Here is a 22,131-nt window from a genome sequence, read left to right on the forward strand (position 1 = left end):
TCGACGGGGGCCCGGTCCCGCTGGATGCCCCGATGTGTGCGGTCTGTGTGATCAGCTCATGATCGGTGCGGCCTTCGAACCCACCGCGCCTTCAGCCTAGCTAATCTTCGATGATCTCGCCCGTGGCCATGTTCACGGCCGGGGCGGGAGCATGGTCGGGCTCGACGGCGAGCGAGCTGCGGACGGTCTCGGCGAGTGCGGGCCCGATGCCGGGCACTGCGAGGAGCTCGTCGACGGACGCCGCGCGGATCTTCTTGACCGAGCCGAAGTGCTTGAGCAGGGACTTCCGCTTCGCGGGCCCGAGCCCGGGGACCTCGTCGAGGGCGGAGGCCGTCATCGACTTCCCCCGTTTCTGGCGGTGGAAGGTGATCGCGAAGCGGTGCGCCTCGTCCCGGATGCGCTGCAGCATGAACAGTCCCTCGGATGCGCGGGGCAGGATCACGGGGAACTCGCTGTCCTGCACCCACACCTCCTCGAGGCGCTTGGCGAGCCCGACGACGTAGACGTCGTCGATCCCCAGGTCCTCCAGCGCACGCGCCGCTGCGGCCACCTGCGGCGGGCCACCGTCCACGACCACGAGACTCGGGGGGTAGGCGAACCGGTTCCGGGTGACCGCCGTCGTCGTGTCCCGCATCGGCTCGCCCGCCCCGTCGACCTCCGGATGGTCGAGGACCGAACCGGCGTCGTCCACGGGGTCGGTCTCCGGATCCGGCAGGTCCGCGGCGGCGTCGCGCTGCTCGCCCGCCTTGCCGGCCAGGTAATTGCGGAAGCGGCGGTGGATGACGTCGTACATCGACGCGGTGTCGTCCCGCGCCGCGTCGCCCGTGATGGAGAACTTCCTGTACTCGGACTTGCGGGGCAGGCCGTCCTCGACCACGACCATCGAGGCCACGACGTTGGTGCCCTGGACGTGGGAGATGTCGAAGCATTCGATGCGCATGAGCGGCTGGGGCAGGTCCAGGGCCTCCTGCAGTTCCTGCAGGGCGGCGGAGCGCGTGGTGATGTCACCCGCTCGGCGGCTCTTGTGGAGGCGCAGCGCATCCGCGGCATTCTGCTCCACGGTGCCCATGAGGGTCGCCTTGTCCCCGCGCTGCGGCACACGGATGTCGACGCGTCCGCCGCGCAGTCCGCGCAGCCACTCGAGCATCTGCTCGCCGTTGCTCGGGAGCACGGGCACGAGCACCTCCCGCGGGATCTCCTCGTTGCTGCTGCTGCCCTCGCCGTAGACCTGCTGCAGCAGGTGCTCCACGAGGTCGGCCGTGTCCATGTCCTCGACCTTCTCGACGACCCAGCCGCGCTGGCCCCGGATGCGGCCGCCGCGCACGTGGAAGACCTGCGCGGCGGCCTCGAGCTCGTCCTCCCTCAGGGCGAAGATGTCGGCATCGGTGTCCTCGGAGAGGACCACGGTGTTGCGCTCGAACACCCGCCGGAGCGCCGCGATGTCGTCCCGCAGGCGTGCCGCGGCCTCGAAGTCGAGCTCGGCGACAGCCTCGCCCATCTTCCGTTCCAGGCTCGAGATGAACTTCTTGGAGTCCCCCGCCATGAAGTCGCAGAAGTCGCGGGCCAGCGCGCGATGGTCGTCGGGGCTGATGCGTCCGACGCACGGCGCCGAGCACTTGTCGATGTAGCCGAGGAGGCAGGGCCTGCCGCTCCGCTCCGCGCGCTTGAAGACGCCGCTGCTGCAGGTCCGCACCGGGAAGACCCGGATCATCGTGTCCACCGTCTCGCGGATGGCCTTGGCGGGGTAGAACGGCCCGAAGTAGCGCGTGTCCTTCCTCTTGTCACCGCGCATCACCTGCACGCGGGGGTACTTCTCCCCCATCGTGACGGCCAGGTAGGGATAGGACTTGTCGTCGCGGAACATGATGTTGAAGCGCGGATCGAACTCCTTGATCCAGGTGTACTCGAGCTGCAGGGCCTCGAGTTCACTGCCGACCACGGTCCACTCCACGCTGGCAGCGGTGAACACCATGGAGCGCGTCTTCGGCAGCAAGCCCTGGGGGTTCGCGAAATAGGAGTTCAGGCGGGAGCGGAGGTTCTTGGCCTTGCCGACGTAAATGACCCGGCCGTGCTCGTCGCGGAAGCGGTAGACCCCGGGATCGAGCGGGATCTCGCCGGTCTTCGGACGGTAGGTCACTGGGTTTGCCACGCCATCAATCCTAGGGCTGCGCGGTGACACGCCCCGACCGTACGGGCCCCCGTCCGCTGACGGCTGCACCACCGACCGGCCCGGCGCCGGCAGGGATGCGGGACCTACTCCGCCGGCGGGCTCTGGTTGTAGTGGCCCACGCGTTCCTGGCCGCTCAGCGCCGCGATGCTGTCCATGATCGTGTCCGTCGCGTTCCGCCGGGCCGGCAGCGGATGGCCCGGACCCGTCCGGGCGAAGACGAGGGGCTCACCGATCCGCAGCGTGAAGTGCTGGGGCCGGACGCCCCGCCGCCCCGCCGGCTGCAGGGCGTCGGTCCCGATGAGGCCAACGGGCACCACGGGTGCGCCCGTCGTGAGGGCCAGCCACCCGACGCCGGTCCGCCCCCGGTACAGCCGGCCGTCCCGCGACCGGGTGCCCTCGGGGTAGATGCCGACACCGTCGCCCTGCTCCAGCAGGTCCAGGAGCGTCTTCAGTGCGGCGACGCTCGCGGCCTGCTGGCCCCGCTCGACCGGGATGGACCCGACGCCCTCGAAGAACGACCTCATGAGCGAGCCCCTGATCCCGGTGCCGGTGAAGTACTCGGCCTTGGCGAAGAACGCGACGGGCCGCGGCATGAGCGCCTGGACGAGGACGCTGTCGAGGAAGGACAGGTGGTTGGGCGCCACGATGAACGGACCGGTCTTCGGCACGTGGTGCAGGCCCTCGACCGTGGGACGGCACAGACCGGCGATCAGGCCCCGCGTGGTGCTGCGCGTCAGGTCATAGACCCCCACGGAGCACCTCCAGCAACTCGTCGGCCGTGTGCACGACGGCGGCCGCCCCGGCCTCCTCGAGCTCGCCGGGCGCGGCGAAGCCCCACGCGACGCCGACGCCGGGGAGGCCATTGGCACGGGCCCCCTCGACGTCGTGCCGCCGATCCCCGACCATCACGGCACGCCGAGCCACGGCAGGGTGGGTGTCGAGTGCGGCCCGGATGATGGAGGTCTTGCCCGTGGCCGCCAGGCGCTCGTCCCGCGGGGATCCGTGCACCGACGCGAAGAGGGACCGCAGGCCCTGGGTCTCGAGCAGTTCCTCCGCCAGCCATTCAGGCTTCTGCGTCGCCACGGCGACGACCGCCCCGGCCTCCGCGAGTATCTCGACGCCCCGCGCCACTCCCGGGTAGGGACGGCTCTGCTGCATGCCGGTCGACCGGTAGCCGGCCCGGTAGGTCGTTATGACGGCACCGATCAGCGGCGCCGGGACCCCGGCGATGACGCCGAGCGAGTGGAGGAGCGGCGGGCCGACCATGGCCTGCAGGGCGTCCTGGTCGGGGACGGCGAGGCCGTGGGCACGCAGGGCCTCGCTGATCCCGCCGGTAATGGCGCCGGCCGGGTCGACGAGGGTGCCGTCGAGGTCGAAGAGGATCAGCGAATACGGAGGAGGCACCGGGCAAGCTTGCCATAGTCCCCGGGCGGCATGCATCATGCATGCCGCGCCGGGAATATCCGCGGGAGCGGGGTGGGTCAGACCGCGGCTTTATCGAAGATCTCCTTGAGGAAGGTCCCCGTGTAGCTGCGATCGCTCTTCGCGACCGCCTCGGGCGTTCCTGTCGCGATGATCTGGCCTCCACCCGAACCGCCGTCGGGCCCGAGGTCGATGACCCAGTCGGCGCTCTTGATGACATCGAGGTTGTGCTCGATGGTGATGACGGTGTTGCCCTTGTCCACGAGTCCCTGCAGGACGATCAGCAGCTTGCGGATGTCCTCGAAGTGCAGACCCGTGGTCGGCTCGTCCAGCACGTAGATGCTGCGGCCGTTCGACCGCTTCTGGAGCTCACTCGCGAGCTTGACGCGCTGCGCCTCGCCGCCGGAGAGCGTCGTCGCCGGCTGGCCGAGCCGCACATAGCCGAGCCCCACTTCCACCAGGGTGTTCAGGTGCCGCGCGATCGGGCTGAACGCCGCGAAGAACTCGGCGCCCTCCTCGATCGGCATGTCCAGCACGTCCGCGATGGTCTTGCCCTTGTAGTGCACCTCGAGCGTCTCGCGGTTGTACCGCGCACCGTGGCACACCTCGCACGGGACGTAGACGTCGGGCAGGAAGTTCATCTCGATCTTCAGCGTGCCGTCACCGGAACACGCCTCGCAGCGGCCGCCCTTGACGTTGAAGGAGAACCGCCCCGGCAGATAGCCGCGGACCTTCGCCTCGGTGGTCTCGGCGAAGAGCTTGCGGATGTTGTCGAACACGCCGGTGTAGGTCGCCGGGTTCGAACGGGGGGTCCGGCCGATGGGGCTCTGGTCGACGTGGATGACCTTGTCGAGGTGCTCCAGTCCGTCGATCCGCTTGTGCCTCCCGGCGACCTGCTTGGCACCGTTGAGCTTGTTCGCCAGGACCTTGTAGAGGATGTCGTTGACCAGCGTGGACTTGCCGGACCCGCTGACGCCGGTCACGGCGGTCAGCACGCCCAAGGGGATCGTGGCGTCGAGGTTCGTGAGGTTGTGCTCGCGCGCACCGACGATCTTGAGCTGGCGTGACCGGTCGATCTTCCGCCGCTTCTTCGGGATCTCGATCTTCCGGCGCCCCGAGAGGTAGTCGCCCGTCAGCGACTTCTCGTTGGTCAGCAGGTCCTCGAGGAGTCCGGAGTGGACCACCTCGCCGCCGTGCTCGCCGGCACCGGGTCCGATGTCCACGATCCAGTCCGCCTCGGCGATCGTGTCCTCGTCGTGCTCGACGACGATGAGCGTGTTGCCCAGGTTGCGAAGGCGTGTGAGCGTCTCGATGAGGCGCCGGTTGTCGCGCTGGTGCAGGCCGATCGAGGGCTCGTCGAGGACGTAGAGCACCCCCACGAGACCGGAGCCGATCTGCGTGGCCAGGCGGATGCGCTGGGCCTCGCCGCCGGACAGCGTGCCGGACGCCCGTTCGAGGTTCAGGTACTCCAGTCCGACGTCGAGGAGGAACGTCAGGCGGGCCTGGATCTCCTTGAGGACCTGGTTGGCGATCTGCGCCTCGCGTCCCGTGAGGACGAGGTTGTCGAGGAAATCGGCGCAGTCGCGCATCGGCATGGCCGAGACCTCGGCGATGGACCGCCCGTTGATGAGCACCGAGAGCGACGCGGGGTTCAGCCGCGCCCCGCCGCACGTGGGGCAGGGGATCTCCCGCATGTACTCCTCGTAGCGGTCCCTGGCGTGGTCCGACTCCGTCTCGAGGTGCTTGCGCTGGATGTACTGGATGGCACCCTCGAAGCCCGTGCTGTACTTCCGCTCCCGACCGAACCGGTTCTTGTACTGCACCACCACCTTGTGGTCCTTGCCGTACAGCGCCGCCTCGCGGGCGCGGTCCGGGAGCTTGCGCCACGGCGTCGTGATGTCGAACTTCAGCTCCGAAGCGAGGCCCTCGAGGAGCCGCGTCCAGTACTCGAGGGTCGCGGTCCCGAGCGACCACGGTGCGATGGCACCCTCGGCGAGGCTGAGATCCGGGTTGGGGACCACGAGCTCCTCGTCGACCTCGAGCTTGGTGCCGATGCCGGTGCAGGCAGGGCAGGCGCCGAAGGGGTTGTTGAACGAGAAGGAGCGCGGCTCGATCTCGTCGATGGCGAGCGGGTGCTCGTTGGGGCAGGCCAGGTGCTCCGAGAAGGCGTGGAGGCGCTTCTCGTCGTCCTCGGGGAGGTCGACGAATTCCGCGAGGACGCGACCGTCGGCGAGCTTCAAAGCCGTTTCGACCGAGTCGGTGAGCCGCTGCTGGATTCCGCCCTTGACCACGAGGCGGTCGATGATGACCTCGATGGTGTGCTTGTACTGCTTGCCGAGCTTCGGCGGATCGCTGAGCTGGATCAGCGTGCCGTCGACGCGGGCACGCGAGTACCCCTTGGCCGTCAGCTCCTGGAAGAGGTCGACGAACTCGCCCTTGCGTGCCCGCACGACGGGTGCGAGGACCTGGAAGCGGGTCCCCTCGTCGAGTTCGAGCAGCTGGTCGACGATCTGCTGGGGGGTCTGCTTGGCGACGGGCTCGCCGCACACCGGGCAGTGCGGCCTGCCGACGCGCGCCCAGAGCAGACGCATGTAGTCGTAGATCTCGGTGATGGTGCCCACCGTGGAGCGCGGGTTCTTGCTCGTGGACTTCTGGTCGATCGACACCGCGGGCGAGAGGCCCTCGATGAAGTCGACGTCGGGCTTGTCCACCTGGCCGAGGAACTGGCGCGCGTAGGCCGACAGGGATTCGACGTACCGCCGCTGTCCCTCCGCGAAGATGGTGTCGAAGGCGAGCGACGACTTCCCGGAACCGGACAGACCGGTGAACACGATCATCGCGTCACGCGGGAGGTCGAGGTCCACGTTGCGCAGGTTGTGTTCGCGGGCGCCCTTGACGATCAGGCGCGAGAGGTCCTGGGGAGCGGGGTCCGGGTGATGGGCATGCTGCTCGAGAGAATGTGCTGTAGCCACCCGTCAACTGTAGGGGAAAAGGCGTTCGAAGACATATTCGAATCGGACATCCCCCGCCCTGATACTGCGCGTGCAGCGGACCCGTTCACGCTCGGCGCAATGCGGCCCTGATGATCGCCACCGCGTCGGCCTCGGAGAGGCCCACCGAGCGGACCGTCCCCGCGAATTCCTCGGCGGCAGCACCCACCTTCTGCCGAGCGTCGTCGCTCCCTGCCGCGATGACGGTGCCTGCCCTGCCGCGCGTCTCCACGACACCTGCCTGGTCGAGTTCGCGGTAGGCCCGGGCCACCGTGTTGGCCGCGACGCCGAGGTGGGTGGCGAGCGCGCGGACGGGTGGCAGGCGGGTCCCGACGGCGGCTCGGCCGGAGTTGGCCGCGGCCATGACGGCGTGCCTGACCTGCTCGAAAGGCGGGACCGCACTCGTCGGATCCAGCCTCAGCCATCGGGGGATGTCCTGCTCCATGCGTGTCCTTCCGTGGAGGCCGGCAACGGGTGGGCCTGGTACCTGCACCCTATCTCCGGCAGCGGGGGCGCCCGCGTGTCCCGGACCCCTGAACCACCGGTCCGTGTGCGTCCTGCGGGCTCCCGCTCCCCTGCCTACACTGAACCCATGCACCAGCTCAGCGAAGTGACCATCCGTTCGATCGCCGTCTCCGAGATGGACAACAACGTGTACCTGCTCACCTCCCGGTCCTCGGGTGCGCAGGTCCTGATCGACGCGGCGGACGACGCACCGGCGATCCTCGCCCTGCTGGCGGATGCACAGGAGGACACGGATGCCGAGGCCCGCGTGGCCCTCATCATCACCACCCACGCGCACTGGGACCACGTCCGGGCGCTGGCCGAGGTGAAGGAGGCGACCCACGCCAGGACGGCGGCGGGCGCGGACGACGTCGCGGACATCGCCGTTCCCACCGATGTCGCCCTGCAGCACCACGACGTCGGGTCCTTCGAGGGCTTCGAGCTGGAGGCGATCCACCTGCGCGGGCACACACCGGGGTCCGTCGCGCTGCTGTACCGCGACCCGCACGGTCCCGCCCATCTGTTCACGGGCGACTCGCTGTTCCCGGGGGGCGTGGGCAACACCCAGGGCGATCCCGACCGCTTCGCGTCCCTGATCGAGGACGTCGGGACGCGGATCTTCGACTACCTGCCCGACGACACCCTCGTGCATCCCGGGCACGGCGCGGGCACCACGCTCGGGGCGGAGCGCGGCTCGCTCACGGAATGGAAGCAGCGCGGCTGGTGACCAACGGGTCCCCTGAAGGACCGCGCCGTTCCGGCCGGCGGAGGGTTAGGAGCTCGGTGAGCCCACCGGCCCCCGGCGTGAGTGGCCACCGGTAGGCTGGACACACCATGAGGATCCACGAGCACCTGTCCCGGCACAACGACGGCCGACTCACCGCTGATGCGGTCTACGAGGCCTTCACGGGGTGGGCGGTCGAGCGGGGACTGGTGCTCTATCCGGCGCAGGACGAGGCGGCCATGGAGCTCGTCTCGGGGAACAACGTCATCCTCGCCACACCCACCGGATCCGGGAAGTCCCTCGTCGCCGTCGCCGCGCACCTGAAGTCCTTCGCCGAAGGGCGCACGAGCTACTACACCGCGCCCATCAAGGCGCTCGTGTCCGAGAAGTTCTTCGCGCTCTGCGAGATCTTCGGGCCTGAGAACGTCGGCATGATCACGGGCGACTCCGGGGTCAACCAGGACGCCCCGATCATCTGCTGCACCGCGGAGATCCTCGCGAACCTCGCGCTCCGGGAAGGTGCGCTGGCCGACGTCGACACCGTGGTGATGGACGAGTCCCACTTCTACTCCGACCCGCAGCGCGGCTGGGCCTGGCAGGTCCCCCTCCTCGAGCTCCCCCAGGCGCAGTTCCTCCTGATGTCGGCGACCCTCGGCGACGTCAGCAGGTTCGAGAAGGACCTCACCGACCTCACGGGTCGTCCCACCGCGACGGTGACCTCCGTCGAACGGCCCATCCCGCTGCACTTCTACTACGTCGAGACGCCGGTGCAGGAATCGCTCGAGGAACTGCTCACCACGCGGCAGGCCCCCGTGTACGTGGTGCACTTCAGCCAGGCGGAAGCCATCGAGCGAGCCCAGAACCTGATGAGCATCAACATCTGCACGCGCGAGGAGAAGGACCGGATCGCCGAACTGATCGCCACGTTCCGTTTCTCGGCGGGCTTCGGCAAGACCCTGAACCGCCTGGTCCGGCACGGCATCGGCGTCCACCACGCCGGCATGCTGCCGAAGTACCGCCGCCTCGTCGAGCAGCTCGCCCAGGCCGGCCTGCTCAAGGTGATCTGCGGGACGGACACGCTCGGCGTCGGGATCAACGTGCCCATCCGCACGGTCCTGCTGACCGCGCTCAGCAAGTACGACGGCGTGCGGACACGCCTGCTGAACTCCCGGGAGTTCCACCAGATCTCGGGCCGCGCGGGCCGCGCCGGCTACGACACGGCAGGCACCGTCGTCGTCCAGGCCCCCGAGCACGTCGTCGAGAACGTGAAGGCCATGACGAAGGCCGTGGGCAAATTCGGCGACGACCAGAAGAAACTGCGCCAGGTGGTCCGGAAGAAGCCACCGCAGGGGTTCGTGTCCTGGGGCAGACCGACCTATGAGCGGCTCGTCGAGAGCGTGCCGGATCCGCTGACGTCGTCGTTCTCCGTCAGCCACTCCATGCTGCTGAACCTGCTCGAGCGCCCCGGCGACCCGTTCGCCGCGGCCAAGCGGCTCCTCACCGAGAACCACGAGACGCGGGCGTCCCAGCTGCGGCTCATGCGCCGAGCCATCGGCATCTACCGCGAACTCGTGACCGCCGGCATCGTGGAGAGGCTCACCGAACCGGAGCCCGACGGCCGGATGATCCGCCTCAAGGTGCACCTGCAGGCGAACTTCGCGCTCAACCAGCCCCTCTCACCCTTCGCCCTCGCAAGCCTGGAGCTCCTCGACCCCGACGCGCCGGGGTACGCGCTCGATGTCGTCTCGGTCATCGAGGCGACACTGGAGAAGCCGCGCCAGGTGCTGAACGCGCAGGAGAAGAAGGCACGCGGCGAGGCCGTTGCTGCCATGAAGGCCGAGGGTATCGACTACGACGCGCGGATGGCGCGCCTCGAGGAGGTGACCTACCCGAAGCCGCTGGAGGAATTGCTGCAGCAGGCGTTCGACGTCTACCGCTCCTCGGCGCCGTGGCTGGGAGACTTCGAGCTCGCTCCGAAGTCCGTCGTCCGCGACATGTACGAGCGGGCCATGAGCTTCGGCGAGTACGTCGCCTTCTACTCCCTCACGCGCTCCGAGGGGATCCTGCTGCGCTACCTCGCCGACTGCTACAAGGCCCTGCGGCACACCGTCCCCGTCGAGGCACTGAGGGAGGACCTCAGCGACACGATGGAGTGGCTCGGCGAGCTCGTCCGCCAGGTGGACAGCAGCCTGCTCGACGAGTGGACCCAGCTCTCCGCCGGTATCGACGCGGGTGCGGCCGCCGCTGCCGCCGTCGACCTGCCGGAGGAACCGCCGTCGGTCACGTCGAACGAGCGCGCGTTCCGGGTGATGGTGCGCAACGAGATGTTCCAGCGGGTCAAGCTGTTCGCCGACGAGCAGGACGAGGCGCTCGGAGCCCTCGACGCGGAGTCCGGCTGGACGGCCGATCGCTGGGCAGAGGCACTCGACGGGTACTTCGGCGACTACGAGGACATCGACGACGGGCCGGAGGCCCGCGGTCCGGCCCTCCTGCTCATCACGAAGGCGCCCGGGACCTGGCGCGTCCGGCAGATCCTCAAGGACCCCGAGGGCAACGGGGATTGGGGCATCAACGCCGAGGTGGACCTCGCGGCCTCCGACGATGCAGGGAGTCCTGTCGTGCGGATCCTCGGTGTGGGCGCACCCGCAGGCTGAAGCGCTAATGCCGGGCGGCTGCCGGACGGATGCCCCGGCGTCGTTAAACTTGCCTCATGACGATCCGCGAAGCACGCCCGACCGATGTCCCGGTGATCCTGCAGCTCATCCATGACCTCGCCCTGTACGAGAAGGAGCCCGACGCCGTGAGGAACACGGCGGAGGGCCTGGAGGCCGCACTGTTCGGTGACCGCCCCACGATCTACGCGCACGTGGCGGAGGCGCAGGGCGAGGTGCAGGGTTTCGCCCTGTGGTTCCTGAACTACTCGACCTGGGAGGGCGTCAACGGGATCTACCTCGAGGACCTGTACGTGCGTCCCGACGCCCGCGGCGCCGGGTACGGGAAGGCGCTGCTGTCGAATCTCGCCCGCATCGCCGCCGACCGTGGGTACGCCCGTGTCGAGTGGTCGGTCCTGGACTGGAACGAACCGTCCATCCGCTTCTACGAGCGCCTCGGAGCCCGCCCGCAGTCGGGCTGGAGCACGTTCCGCCTCACGGGCGACGCCCTGGCCGAGGTTGCCGCGCTGTGACGCCGGCCACCGGGTCCGGCGTCCCGGACGTCCCGACGGACGCAGCGGACCACACCACCGGACCGACGCGGGTGATGAGGGGCCTCCGCGCAACCGGTCATGTCTTCCGCGTGCCGCTGGACCACGCCGACCCGGCCTCCCCGACCATCGAGGTCTTCGCCCGGGAATACTCCTCGCTCGACCACGACGACCCGGACGTCGCCCGGCTCCCCTGGCTGCTCTTCCTGCAGGGTGGACCGGGCGGACGCGGCGTGCGGACCACGCAGCTCTCGGGCTGGATGAAAGCCGCGGCGAAGGACTTCCGCATCCTCATGCTCGACCAGCGGGGCACCGGCCTGTCGACCCCGGCCGACGCCGCGACGCTCGGCCGCTTCCGGACTCCGGCGGAGCAGGCCGGCTACCTCGCCCATTTCCGGGCGGATTCGATCGTGGCGGACGCGGAACTGATCCGCCGCGCGCTCGGCAGCGGCCCGTGGACGGTCTTCGGCCAGAGCTACGGAGGCTTCTGCACCCTCACCTACCTCTCCCTCGCGCCCGAGGGGATGGAGCGGGCGCTCATCACGGGCGGCCTCGCCCCCCTGTCCGGCCCCGCCGACGATGTCTACCGCGCCACGTTCACGCGGGTGGAGGAGCGGAACCGCGAGTACTTCGCCTGGTATCCCGAGGACCGTGACCTGGTGACGCGCATCGCCCGCCACCTGGACGGCGTCGAGGAGGTCCTGCCCAGCGGGGAACGCCTCACCGTGCGGCGCTTCCAGATGGTCGGGGCCTTTCTCGGCGGCAACACCCGGGTGCACGCGCTGCACTACCTGCTCGAGGACGCGTTCATCGAGATCGACGGACGGCCCCGGCTCTCCGCCGTGTTCCTCGAGCAGGTCCACGCGGTGGTGAGCCGCGCATCGCAGCCGCTCTACGCCGTGCTGCACGAGTCGATCTACTGCCAGGGCACCGCGTCCGCCTGGGCCGCCGAGCGGGTCCTCGGAGATCATCCGCAGTTCCTCCCCGACGCCCCGAAGGTCCTGCTCACCGGCGAGATGGTCTACCCCTGGTACTTCGGGGAGGATCCTGCCCTCCGCGCGCTGCAACCCGTCGCGGAACTCCTCGCCGGCAAGGAGGACTGGGGGCGACTGTACGACGCCGACGTCCTGGCCACGAACACCGTCCCCGCCGCCGCCGCCGTGTACCGGCACGACATCTACGTCGACCGGGACCTGTCCCTGCGGACCGCCGCGGCCGTCCGCAGCCTCGAGGTCTGGGAGACGGACGAGTTCCACCACGACGGCATCGCCGACGACGGCGAGGCGATCTTCACCCGCCTGCTGGGCATGACCCGGCGGTAGCCCCTGATCGTTCCGGTGCCCCGGAGCGTCGATGCCGTCCGGCGTCGCGTGTCGCCTCCCGTGGCAGCCCGGTCCTCCCTTCCGCGCGGCGCAACGCGGAAGGACCCCCGTGCACGGCGGCACGGGGGTCCTTCGTCAGGTCGGGTGTGGAGTGGCCGGCACGTCCGCGGCTCCGCCCGTGGACAGGACACGGACGGGACCGACACGATTCCGCCTGCTAGCGGCGGGTGTCCTTCGCTCCGACGTCGCCCGCCGCCTGGTCCAGGTCCTCGTCGACGACGGGTGCCTCGGCGACCTCGCCCTTCTCATCCGCGCGCGCCGCGGGGTTGTCCGTCACGCGCGAGCGGATGAGGCTGGCCACGACGGCGATGACGATGGTCGCGATGATGACGGCCAGGGATACGAAGGTGGGGATCTCGGGCGCCCACTCGATGTGCTCGCCGCCGTTGATGAAGGGCAGCTCGTTCACGTGCATGGCGTGCAGGACGAGCTTCACACCGATGAACGCGAGGATCACCGACAGCGCGTGCTTGAGGTAGATGAGACGTGTCATCAGGCCGCCCAGCAGGAAGTACAGCTGACGGAGACCCATGAGGGCGAAGATGTTGGCCGTGAACACGATGAACGCGCTCTGCGTGAGACCGAAGATGGCGGGGATGGAATCGACCGCGAAGAGGAGGTCCGTGAGGCCGATCGTGACGAACACGATCAGCATCGGCGTGAAGACCTTCTTACCGTCGACGACGGTGCGGATCTTGTTGCCGTCGTAGGACTCGGACATCGGCAGGACCGACTTCAGCTTCGAGATGAGCTTGTTGTCGCCTGCGTGCTCCTCGTCCTCGCCGGAATCGGTCGCCTGCTTGTAGGCGGTGTAGAGGAGGAAGGCGCCGAAGATGTAGAAGATCCAGCTGAAGTTCTCGATGACGGCCGCGCCCAGGGCGATGAAGATGCCGCGCAGGATGAGCGCGATGATGATGCCCACCATCAGCACTTCCTGCTGGTACTTCCTCGGGACCGAGAACCTGGCCATGATGATGATGAACACGAACAGGTTGTCGATGCTGAGGCTGTACTCCGTGACCCAGCCGGCGACAAACTGCCCCCCGTACTCCGGACCCGTGAAGACGAACATCAGTGCCGCGAACACGAGCGCGAGGCCTACGTAGAAGGCGACCCACAGGCCCGCTTCCTTCATCGACGGCTCGTGCGGGCGCTTGACGACGAGCAGCAGGTCGAACAGCAGGATGATGCCGAGGACGACGAACGTGCCGACCTCGAACGCGAGGGGCAATGTGGGCATGGAGTACCTTCCGGGGGTGCAGTGACGTGCCGTAAGTCTCTCCGCCGCGGCATGCTGCCGACCGACCGCTACGCCCGGCGGAGCAACGATGCTCAGCGTGTTGACGTCCGTAGCGCTTGGGATACTCCCCTACGTCCGCCCAATCCTACCCGCGGCGCAGGAATACCGGGGTATGGGCACCTCGAGCCTTGACATCGACCCGGCCGGGCCGATCGACGTGCCACCCCGCACGGTGGACGACGGCGTCCGGCTCGCCCACGGGCATCGGGACAGTGCCGGGCCCGGACGGCGCGACGAACCCCGCAGCGCCGCAGGTCAGGCGTGACCGGCCGACTGCATCTGTCGAAGCTCCTTCTTGAGGTCGCTGATCTCGTCCCTCAGGCGACCGGCGAGCTCGAACTGCAGCTCGCCGGCAGCAGCATGCATCTGGTCGGTCAGCTGCTGGATGAGATCGGTCAGATCCTCCGCCGGCACCGAGGCGAGTCCGTCGTGCCGCCCTGCGCCCTTCTTCGGCTTCCGGCTCTTCCCGGCCTCCTCCAGCAGCGCGCGGGTGTCGGCGTCCTCCCGGTTGATGGTGTCGGTGATGTCGGCGATCCGCTTCCGGAGGGGCGTGGGGTCGATACCGTGTTCGAGGTTGTGCGCCACCTGGATGGCGCGGCGTCGGTTGGTCTCGTCGATCGCCCGGTCCATCGAGTCCGTGATGCGGTCGGCGTACATGTGCACCTCGCCGGACACGTTGCGGGCGGCACGCCCGATGGTCTGGATGAGCGACGTCGTGCTCCTGAGGAAGCCCTCCTTGTCCGCATCGAGGATGCTGACCAGGGACACCTCCGGCAGGTCGAGGCCTTCCCGGAGGAGGTTGATGCCCACGAGGACGTCGAAGGTCCCCATGCGGAGTTCACGCAGGAGCTCGACGCGCCGCAGGGTGTCGACGTCCGAGTGCAGGTACTCCACCTTGACGCCGTGTTCCAGAAGGTAGCCCGTGAGGTCCTCCGCCATGCGCTTCGTGAGCGTGGTGACGAGGACGCGCTCGTTGATCTCCGTGCGCTTGCGGATCTCCCCGAGGAGGTCGTCGATCTGGCCCTTGGTCGGCTTGACGACCACCTCGGGGTCGATCAGACCGGTGGGCCGGATGATCTGCTGGACGAATCCGTCCGCCTTGCCGAGCTCGTACTTGCCCGGGGTCGCCGACAGGTAGACGGTCTGCCCGATGCGGTCGAGGAACTCGTCCCACTTGAGCGGTCGGTTGTCCATCGCCGAGGGAAGCCGGAACCCGTGATCCACGAGGGTCCGCTTGCGGGAGGAGTCACCCTCGTACATGGCGCCGATCTGCGGGATGGTGACGTGCGACTCGTCCACGACCAGCAGGAAGTCGTCCGGGAAGTAGTCGAGGAGGCAGTGCGGCGCGGACGCCGGATCGCGCCCGTCGATGTGGCGCGAGTAGTTCTCGATGCCGTTGCAGAAGCCCATCTGCTGCATCATCTCGAGGTCGTACGTCACGCGCATGCGCAGCCGCTGCGCCTCGACGAGCTTGTTCTGGGATTCGAACTCGGCCAGCCGCACCTGCAGCTCGTCCTCGATGTCCTTGATGGCGCGCGTCATGCGGTCCTGGCCGGCGACGTAGTGCGAGGCAGGGAAGACGTACATCTCCTCCTCCTCGCGGATCACGTTGCCCGTGAGGGGATCGAGCGTGTAGATGTTCTCCACCTCGTCGCCGAAGAACTCGATCCGCAGGGCGTGCTCCTCGTACATGGGGATGATCTCGACGGTGTCCCCGCGCACCCGGAAGGTCCCCCGGTGGAAGTCCATGTCGTTGCGGGTGTACTGCATGCCGACGAACTGACGCAGCAGCTCGTCCCGGTTCATCTGATCGCCACGGCGCAGCGTGACCATCTTGTTGATGTACTCCTCCGGCGTGCCCAGGCCGTAGATGCAGGACACGGTGGCGACGACGATCACATCGCGCCTCGTGAGCAGGGCGTTGGTGGCCGAGTGCCGGAGGCGTTCCACCTCCTCGTTGATGGAGGAGTCCTTCTCGATGAACGTGTCCGTCTGCGGGACGTAGGCCTCGGGCTGGTAGTAGTCGTAGTACGAGACGAAATACTCCACCGCATTGTTCGGCAGCAGCTCCCGGAACTCGTTGGCCAGCTGCGCGGCGAGGGTCTTGTTCTGCACCATGACCAGGGTGGGGCGCTGGACCTGCTCGATCAGCCACGCCGTCGTTGCACTCTTGCCGGTACCGGTGGCTCCGAGCAGCACCACGTCCTTCTCGCCGGCGTTGATGCGTTCCGCCAGTTCCTTGATGGCCGTGGGTTGGTCACCCGCCGGCTGGTACTCGCTGATGACCTCGAAGGGCGCGACGACACGCTTGATATCCTGCGCAAGACTCATGCGTCAACGGTATCGCCTGACGGTGACACTTCTCCTCCGTTTTCCTGCAGGCTGAACATGGCTCGGCAGCCATCTGCGGCCTTCCCGTCCCAAGCCCGCCCGCGCACTGCCGAATGCGCCCGAGAGGCGGCCTCACGACCCGTCGGGGAGCACTCCTGCGCCCACAGGCAGCACGGTCACGGTGACGTCGAGCGCCGGATCCGCCGATCGGTGGATGACGGTGTCCGTCCCTGATCGGTGGACCCCGGCGTCGGAGCCCCGGGGCACCTCCGCCCGCGGGAAGCCCGCTGCCGCCACGGCGGCCGACACGGCAGCCAGGTCCTCCCCGGGTCCCGGCCGGACGAGCACCTCCGCGACGACGACGTCGGACCCTGGGCCGGGCTCGACGGCGGCTCCAGCAGGGAGGGCGGCGGTGAGTTTCGCCGCCATCCGTCGGGCGAGGCCGTGCGTCCCCGCGAGGCCCGCGGGGAGCTCGGCACCGCGGGGATCCGGCGCGGCGGGAGGGCGGGTACGGGCCGGTCGGCCGTGTACGAGGTTCACCGCGAACGGGAGGATCCTGATGTCCCAGAGGGCCTGGGTCGCGGCGACGAGTGCCTCAGGCGTCCCATCATTGACGAGCACTGCGTCCGCGGCCGCTCGTCGCTCGCCGCGTGGAGCCTGCGCCGCGATGCGCTGCTCGGCGTCCTCCCGGTCCATGCCCCGCCGTTCGATCATCCGGGCGATCCGCGTCTCGTCCGGGGCGTCCACCACCAGGACGAGATGGAAGCGCGCGGCCTGGTGCGTCTCGACGAGGAGCGGGATGTCCTCCACGACCACCGCGTCGGCCGGCGAACCGTCGATGAGCCGGGCGGCCTCCGCTCGGACCCGGGGATGGATGATCCGGTTCAGCGTCTCCCGCGCCCCGCTGTCACCGAAGACGAGCCGTCCCAGCGCCGGCCGGTCCAGGGCCCCGTCCCGGCCGAGCACGTCCGTGCCGAAAGTCCGGACGACCTCGTCGAACCCTGGCGTGCCCGGATCCACGACGGCCCGCGCCAGCAGGTCCGCATCGACCACCACCGCCCCGAGGCGTCCGAGTTCCGTGGCCACCGCGGACTTCCCCGCGGCGATGCCTCCTGTCAGACCGATGCGCAGCATGAGCACAGACTAGCCCGTCGCGAACCCTCTCCATCGTCCGGTCGCGAGTGTCTGTCAAGGGTCTCCTCGCTGCCCGCCCGACCCGGGGGAATGTCGGTACCCGTGAATACGCTCAGTGGACTTACTTTCTCGAGGAGGACCGTGTCCATCACGCTGCAGGACCTTCAGCACACCGCTGCTTCCACCTTCGGTTGGGACGATCTGCGGTCCGGCCAGGAGCATGCCATGGAGGCGGTCCTCGAGGACCACAGCATCCTCTGTGTCATGCCGACCGGCTCCGGCAAATCCGCCATCTACCAGGTTCCGGCCATGGCGCTGCCGGGCGTCGCCGTCGTCATCTCACCCCTCATCGCGCTGCAGCACGACCAGGCCGAGGCGATCAACGCCCATGCGGGCTCGCCGCGTGCCCGCGTCATCAACTCCGCCCTGCGGAAGCGCGAGCTCGAGGCCGCGTGGGAGGCAGCGGCCGACGACGACGAGCAGACCCGCGCCAAGTTCCTCTTCCTCGCACCGGAACAGGTGGCACGGGACGAGGTCGCGGCGCGGCTGCGGTCTCTCGACGTCTCCCTCGTGGTCGTGGACGAGGCGCACTGCGTGTCCTCGTGGGGCCATGACTTCCGCCCCGACTACCTGCAGCTCGGCCACCTGGTGCGGGACCTCGGTGCGCCCGTGGTCGCACTGACCGCGACCGCGTCGCGCCCCGTGCAGAAGGAGATCGTCGAACGTCTGCACCTGAAGGACCCGACGATCCTCGTCGAGGGCTTCGACCGTCCGAATCTGCACCTCGAGGTGGTGCACCACGTCGAGGACGCGGAGAAGCTCGACGCCGTCCGCAGCCAGGTGCTCGGCCTCATCGGACCGGGCCTCGTCTATGTCGCCACGAAGAAGGCGGCGGACCGGCTGGCCGCCGAACTCCAGGAAAGGGGTCGCCATGCGGACGCCTACCATGCAGGGCGGCGCAAGAAGGACCGCGAGTCGGTCCACGAAGGGTTCCTCGACGGTCGTATCGACGTCGTCGTCGCCACGACCGCCTTCGGCATGGGCATCGACAAGCCCGACGTCCGCTTCGTGGTGCACGCCGACATCTCGGACTCGCTGGACAGCTACTACCAGGAGATCGGTCGCGGCGGCCGCGACGGACTCGACGCCCGGGCCATCCTCCACTACCGGCCCGAGGATCTCTCGCTCCGTCGGTTCTTCGCCGCGAAGACCGCCAATCGCACTCAGCTGGAGGACCTATTCCGGCTCATCTCGTCGCAGGGTGGACCCGTGAAGATGAAGAGGCTGAAGGAACTGACCGGTCTCTCCTCCCGCAAGCTCGCGGGCCTGCTCAACCTCCTGACCGCCTCAGGGTGCGTGAGCGACGGAGTGAAGGGGTACCGGGCCCGGAAGATGAACGCCGGGGAGGCCGTCGACCGCGCGGTGGAGCAGGCAGCGAACCGGGAGCGGATCGACCGGTCGCGGATCGACATGGCCCGCCGCTACGCCGAGACGAAGGGGTGCCGCCGGCAGTTCCTCCTGTCCTATTTCGGCGAGGAGTTCCCGAAGACCTGCGGGGCGTGCGACAACTGCGAGCGGACCGCCGGGTCGGGCACACCGGACACGACGCAGGAGATGTACACGAACGGCACTGCGGCGGGCAGTGCCGACGGCAGCGCGGAGGAGACCGCGCACGTCGACGAGATGCCCTTCGCCGTCGACGCCGCGGTGGAACACGTCGAATGGGGGCGGGGCTCGGTGATGGGATATGAGGACGGGATCGTCACGGTCCTGTTCGAGACGGTCGGCTACAAGACCCTCTCCCTCGAGCTCGTCGAGGAAAAGGACCTGCTGACGGGCGTGTCGGCCGCCGGTTAGGCAGGCGGAGAACGCAAGGACCGGTCGTGGGAGAGCCCTCGAACGGACGTCCCGTTCAGGGGACGGCCAGCTCAGGGGACGATTCGTCGAGGGGACGGCCCGTCCGGAGGACCTCACGATGGGGCGCCGCCCGATGGGGCGCCCCCCTCGTCACCTCGGCTGGGCGGGGTTGGTCGGATCGCCCTGCGACGGCGGGTTGATGGGCGGACCGGACGTCACAGGGCTGACCGGTGACCCGCCGGCCGTACTTTCCATCTCCGGCATCGACGTGGCAGCCCCCTCGGAGAGTTCGGCACCGCGCAGCACGGCGTCGAGCCTGTGCTGCAGCACCACCTTCACCGGCAACCGGTCACCGTGTGCTTCCTCGTAGTCGATCAGCGCCTGCAGGCCACCCGCGTCGATGCCCGTGATGCGGGTGGGAAGGGTAGCGAGCGGGATGTGGTCGTAGTCGGGCAGGGGCAGCGCATCGTGGTCTGCTGATCCGGTCACGTCGACTCCTCGGGGTATCGGTAAGCATGCGTGGTGATTCCACCCTAGGGACGGCTGGTTGAGGGGTGCAAGCACCCTGCCGCCTGCCCTCCACTGGACCGGGAGCAGTCCTACCGTGTACGCGGGTCCGCTGTCTGCCCCGGATCCGGGGCGTGATCGACCATGGCCACGGGGCGGCGCTGTGTATCCTGATACTTTGTATCCGATCAGAATCACTCTGTTGCCGAGGCTGGAATCTTGACGTCACCGATGGAAGAACTGACCATGGTCTTCGCCCGGCTCAAGGGTCTCCTCCTGACCGAACTGAAGGCCGGGCAGGCGGTCGAGGACCTCGCCGAGGCCGTGAAGAAATCGGTCCCGGGGTCACTCGGCGCCGGAGTCTCGCTCATCGACGATCAGGGCCGGAGGCGCAGTACGGGGTACACCGACGACGTCGTGGCCACCGCGGACGCCCTGCAGTACGAGCTGGGACAGGGTCCCTGCCTCACCGCCTGGGCGGCGGAGTCGACGGTCCAGATCGATGACCTCCAGGAGGACGATCGCTGGCCGCTCTGGCGTCAGGCCGTCGCCGGCCTCCCCCTCCGTTCCACCCTCAGCACCGCGCTCATCCACGACGGGAAGAGCATCGGCGCGCTGAAGGTGTATTCGCCCCTCGCCTCGGCCTTCTCGACGCAGGACCGCAAGCAGCTCATGCTGCTCGCCTCCCCCGCGGCCACGCTCCTCGGCAGCGCCCAGCCGGACACCGCGGCCGGTACAGCAAGCAGGGCCCTCCGCGAGGCCCTGAACACCAGGGACGTCATCCACACGGCCCGGGGCATCCTCATGGAGCGGCACGGACTCGACCCCGAAGCATCGATGAGGCGCATGCTGGACGAGGCGTCCGCCACGAGAACCGATCTGAGGACCGTCGCCCTCGCCGTGATCGACGGCACTGCCGGTAGCTCGCACTAAGGCGAAGCCCGTGGAGAACCATCCAGATCACGAATATCAGCGGATCCACCTCCTCAGGGCCATCCGGCATGCCCAGATCGACGCGAGCGAACTGTGGCTGCACTACTTCGGGCTCGGCGGGGATGCCGGCGAATACGAGGTGGAGGCCTACCTGCACGGTTCCTTCACACTTCCCCCGCTGCAGCGGGACCTGCTCGCCCACGCCGCCAACGAACTGATCGATCGGCTCCCACCACCGCCGCGCGCCCCGTACAGCACCGACCCCTCGGCCGAGGAGGCGGACCTGCCGGAGCGGGGACCGTCCGGCCCGGAGAGGGCTGCCCCTGACGGCTCGTCACTCGACTGGCTCTTCGACGACCGGCGTGGGGACACCGAACCGGACGGCGGAGCCGACAGCAGTCCCGGCACCCCCTGATGGGAGAGTCGGGCGTCCTGGGACGGGCCCTACGATGGATCGGGTGAGCCCCTTCGATCCCGACCTGCTGCGCCGGCGCCCCGACCTCGAAGCCCCGGAGCTCGTCGCCGTGGACGCAGCGGACCGTCTCCTGCTCGACGTCGCAGCGGAGGCACTGCGACGCACCGACGGCGCGATTGCGACGATCGGGGATTCCTACGGAGCGGTGACCCTGGGAGCCGTGGACCTGACGGGGCGGAGCGACCTTCGGTCCTTCCAGGACGGCCTGGTGCACGAAAGGGCTCTCGCCCGCAATGCCGCGGAGCAGGGGCTGCACCGCGCCTACCGCTCCTATCCCCTCTCGCCCGAACTGCTCGACGGCGTCTCGACGGTACTGCTCCGTCTGCCCCGTGCACTCGACGAGCTGGACGAGCTGGCCTGGACGATCGCTGCCCACGCACGGCCGGACGTCCAGGTGTTCGCCGCAGGCCGCCTCAAGCACATGTCCGTCTCGATGAACGCCGTCCTGGCTCGCCACTTCGGGGCCGTCACCGCGAGCCTGGCGCGGCAGAAGTCGAGGGTCCTGGTCTCCCGGCAGCCGCTGGCCGTCCCCGCCACCGCCTTCCCCCGTCGCTCCGGGCACGACGTCGGCCTGGACCGACCGCTCGAGCTCCGCGCCTTCGGCGCCACCTTCGGCGGGGCCGCGCTCGATCCCGGCACGCGGCTGCTCCTCCCCCACCTGCAGGGCATCTCCGTCGGCGGGCCGGTGGAAGCAGAAGTGATCGACCTCGGCTGCGGCAACGGCGCGATCTCCGCCTTTCTCGCGCTCAGCCGGCCCGACCTCCGTCTGCACGCCAGCGACCAGTCGGCGTCGGCGGTCGCCTCCACGCTGGCGACCGCTGCGGCCAACGGGGTCGCTGACCGCGTGGCGGTCAGCCGGGATGATGCCCTCTCGGCCCGGCCGGATGCCTCCGCGCGCGTAATCGTTCTCAATCCGCCGTTCCACAGCGGGAGCACGGTCCACGAGGGTATTGCACACCGCCTCTTCGACGCGTGCGCGCGGGTACTGACGGAGGGCGGCGAGCTCTGGACGGTGTGGAACAGTCATCTCCGGTACAGGCCGGTCCTCGAGCGCACCATCGGCCCCACACGGCAGCTCGACCGCACCAGCCGCTTCACCGTGACCGTCTCGACCAGGAGGAAGCGGCCGCACGGGTGATCGACGTGCTGTCTCGTTCGGACGAGTGGCCGCGTACAGCCCCGGACGCACAGAAGGCCCCC

General features: G+C 68.9%; 18 protein-coding genes. 9 read left to right on the forward strand and 9 right to left on the reverse strand.

What is annotated here, in order from left to right:
- Positions 1 to 100: 100 nt before the first annotated feature.
- The 5 genes from uvrC to FNH21_RS09510 form a co-directional block, all read right to left on the reverse strand.
- A complete protein-coding gene (gene uvrC / locus FNH21_RS09490; protein WP_191931811.1) occupies positions 101 to 2,149 on the reverse strand; it encodes an excinuclease ABC subunit UvrC in 2,049 nt (682 codons plus the stop codon).
- A 104-nt stretch (positions 2,150 to 2,253) separates the two neighbouring features.
- Positions 2,254 to 2,922 carry a 1-acyl-sn-glycerol-3-phosphate acyltransferase gene (locus FNH21_RS09495; protein ID WP_191931812.1) on the reverse strand — a complete coding sequence of 223 codons (669 nt, stop codon included), beginning with the start codon at positions 2,920 to 2,922 and terminating at the stop codon, positions 2,254 to 2,256.
- Positions 2,909 to 3,574, reverse strand: a complete 666-nt coding sequence (locus tag FNH21_RS17075; protein ID WP_191931813.1) for an HAD hydrolase-like protein — start codon at positions 3,572 to 3,574, stop codon at positions 2,909 to 2,911. Before FNH21_RS17075 ends, FNH21_RS09495 begins: the two co-directional genes overlap by 14 nt.
- Before the next feature lie 77 nt (positions 3,575 to 3,651).
- On the reverse strand, positions 3,652 to 6,564 hold the full coding sequence (gene uvrA, locus FNH21_RS09505) for an excinuclease ABC subunit UvrA (RefSeq protein ID WP_191931814.1): 2,913 nt from the start codon (positions 6,562 to 6,564) through the stop codon (positions 3,652 to 3,654).
- Between the two features lie 85 nt (positions 6,565 to 6,649).
- On the reverse strand, positions 6,650 to 7,027 hold the full coding sequence (locus FNH21_RS09510; protein WP_152814612.1) for a GntR family transcriptional regulator: 378 nt from the start codon (positions 7,025 to 7,027) through the stop codon (positions 6,650 to 6,652).
- A 147-nt stretch (positions 7,028 to 7,174) separates the two neighbouring features.
- Here FNH21_RS09510 and FNH21_RS09515 point away from each other — a divergent pair, with 147 nt between their 5' ends.
- The 4 genes from FNH21_RS09515 (at position 7,175) to FNH21_RS09530 (ending at position 12,334) form a co-directional block, all read left to right on the forward strand.
- Positions 7,175 to 7,813 carry an MBL fold metallo-hydrolase gene (locus tag FNH21_RS09515; RefSeq protein ID WP_152814614.1) on the forward strand — a complete coding sequence of 213 codons (639 nt, stop codon included), beginning with the start codon at positions 7,175 to 7,177 and terminating at the stop codon, positions 7,811 to 7,813.
- 107 nt (positions 7,814 to 7,920) lie between these two features.
- Positions 7,921 to 10,464 (forward strand): DEAD/DEAH box helicase, encoded by a 2,544-nt coding sequence (locus tag FNH21_RS09520; protein ID WP_152814615.1) that lies wholly within the window; start codon positions 7,921 to 7,923, stop codon positions 10,462 to 10,464.
- A 56-nt stretch (positions 10,465 to 10,520) separates the two neighbouring features.
- A complete protein-coding gene (locus FNH21_RS09525) occupies positions 10,521 to 10,994 on the forward strand; it encodes a GNAT family N-acetyltransferase (RefSeq protein WP_152814617.1) in 474 nt (157 codons plus the stop codon).
- A 74-nt stretch (positions 10,995 to 11,068) separates the two neighbouring features.
- Entirely contained in the window at positions 11,069 to 12,334 is a 1,266-nt protein-coding gene (locus FNH21_RS09530; RefSeq protein WP_152815155.1) for an alpha/beta fold hydrolase, read from the forward strand.
- A 217-nt stretch (positions 12,335 to 12,551) separates the two neighbouring features.
- On the opposite strand, the gene FNH21_RS09535 is transcribed toward FNH21_RS09530, so the two are convergent.
- Positions 12,552 to 13,634 carry a TerC family protein gene (locus FNH21_RS09535; protein WP_152814619.1) on the reverse strand — a complete coding sequence of 361 codons (1,083 nt, stop codon included), beginning with the start codon at positions 13,632 to 13,634 and terminating at the stop codon, positions 12,552 to 12,554.
- Between the two features lie 172 nt (positions 13,635 to 13,806).
- On the opposite strand from FNH21_RS09535, the gene FNH21_RS09540 reads away from it, so the two are divergent.
- A complete protein-coding gene (locus FNH21_RS09540; protein WP_191931815.1) occupies positions 13,807 to 13,959 on the forward strand; it encodes a hypothetical protein in 153 nt (50 codons plus the stop codon).
- Here FNH21_RS09540 and uvrB read toward each other — a convergent pair.
- Both uvrB and coaE read right to left on the reverse strand, forming a co-directional pair.
- Positions 13,950 to 16,025: an excinuclease ABC subunit UvrB gene (uvrB, locus tag FNH21_RS09545; protein WP_055771663.1), complete on the reverse strand. Its 2,076-nt coding sequence runs from the start codon at positions 16,023 to 16,025 to the stop codon at positions 13,950 to 13,952. The genes FNH21_RS09540 and uvrB overlap by 10 nt on opposite strands.
- A 132-nt stretch (positions 16,026 to 16,157) precedes the next feature.
- Complete coding sequence (coaE, locus tag FNH21_RS09550) at positions 16,158 to 17,159, reverse strand: dephospho-CoA kinase (protein ID WP_152814621.1); 1,002 nt, start codon at positions 17,157 to 17,159, stop codon at positions 16,158 to 16,160.
- Positions 17,160 to 17,300: 141 nt separating this feature from the next.
- Here coaE and FNH21_RS09555 point away from each other — a divergent pair, with 141 nt between their 5' ends.
- Positions 17,301 to 19,016: a RecQ family ATP-dependent DNA helicase gene (locus FNH21_RS09555; RefSeq protein WP_338403225.1), complete on the forward strand. Its 1,716-nt coding sequence runs from the start codon at positions 17,301 to 17,303 to the stop codon at positions 19,014 to 19,016.
- 150 nt (positions 19,017 to 19,166) lie between these two features.
- Here the strand turns inward: FNH21_RS09555 and FNH21_RS09560 are convergent, their stop codons facing one another.
- Entirely contained in the window at positions 19,167 to 19,505 is a 339-nt protein-coding gene (locus FNH21_RS09560; protein WP_191931816.1) for a DUF8129 domain-containing protein, read from the reverse strand.
- A gap of 237 nt (positions 19,506 to 19,742) precedes the next feature.
- Between FNH21_RS09560 and FNH21_RS09565 the strand changes: the two genes are divergently transcribed.
- Genes FNH21_RS09565 through FNH21_RS09575 form a run of 3 tightly spaced genes read left to right on the forward strand, consistent with a single transcriptional unit; the run spans position 19,743 to position 22,069 of the window.
- Positions 19,743 to 20,456 carry a GAF and ANTAR domain-containing protein gene (locus FNH21_RS09565; RefSeq protein ID WP_206687052.1) on the forward strand — a complete coding sequence of 238 codons (714 nt, stop codon included), beginning with the start codon at positions 19,743 to 19,745 and terminating at the stop codon, positions 20,454 to 20,456.
- A 10-nt stretch (positions 20,457 to 20,466) separates the two neighbouring features.
- Entirely contained in the window at positions 20,467 to 20,871 is a 405-nt protein-coding gene (locus FNH21_RS17080; RefSeq protein ID WP_338403226.1) for a hypothetical protein, read from the forward strand.
- Positions 20,872 to 20,905: 34 nt separating this feature from the next.
- Positions 20,906 to 22,069, forward strand: coding sequence for a class I SAM-dependent methyltransferase (locus FNH21_RS09575; protein WP_152814628.1), 1,164 nt, complete (start codon positions 20,906 to 20,908; stop codon positions 22,067 to 22,069).
- Positions 22,070 to 22,131: the final 62 nt, after the last annotated feature.

This window comes from Arthrobacter bussei (assembly GCF_009377195.2).
GTDB lineage: Bacteria > Actinomycetota > Actinomycetes > Actinomycetales > Micrococcaceae > Arthrobacter_D > Arthrobacter_D bussei.

What these genes read in the sequence shown, in the direction of transcription:
- FNH21_RS09510 (WP_152814612.1), bottom strand. Translation starts at nt 7,027, where the DNA reads ATGGAGCAGGACATCCCCCGATGGCTGAGGCTGGATCCGACGAGTGCG.
- FNH21_RS09515 (WP_152814614.1), top strand. Translation starts at nt 7,175, where the DNA reads ATGCACCAGCTCAGCGAAGTGACCATCCGTTCGATCGCCGTCTCCGAG.
- FNH21_RS09520 (WP_152814615.1), top strand. Translation starts at nt 7,921, where the DNA reads ATGAGGATCCACGAGCACCTGTCCCGGCACAACGACGGCCGACTCACC.
- FNH21_RS09525 (WP_152814617.1), top strand. Translation starts at nt 10,521, where the DNA reads ATGACGATCCGCGAAGCACGCCCGACCGATGTCCCGGTGATCCTGCAG.
- FNH21_RS09530 (WP_152815155.1), top strand. Translation starts at nt 11,069, where the DNA reads ATGAGGGGCCTCCGCGCAACCGGTCATGTCTTCCGCGTGCCGCTGGAC.
- FNH21_RS09535 (WP_152814619.1), bottom strand. Translation starts at nt 13,634, where the DNA reads ATGCCCACATTGCCCCTCGCGTTCGAGGTCGGCACGTTCGTCGTCCTC.
- FNH21_RS09540 (WP_191931815.1), top strand. Translation starts at nt 13,807, where the DNA reads ATGGGCACCTCGAGCCTTGACATCGACCCGGCCGGGCCGATCGACGTG.
- uvrB (WP_055771663.1), bottom strand. Translation starts at nt 16,025, where the DNA reads ATGAGTCTTGCGCAGGATATCAAGCGTGTCGTCGCGCCCTTCGAGGTC.
- coaE (WP_152814621.1), bottom strand. Translation starts at nt 17,159, where the DNA reads ATGCTGCGCATCGGTCTGACAGGAGGCATCGCCGCGGGGAAGTCCGCG.
- FNH21_RS09575 (WP_152814628.1), top strand. Translation starts at nt 20,906, where the DNA reads ATGGATCGGGTGAGCCCCTTCGATCCCGACCTGCTGCGCCGGCGCCCC.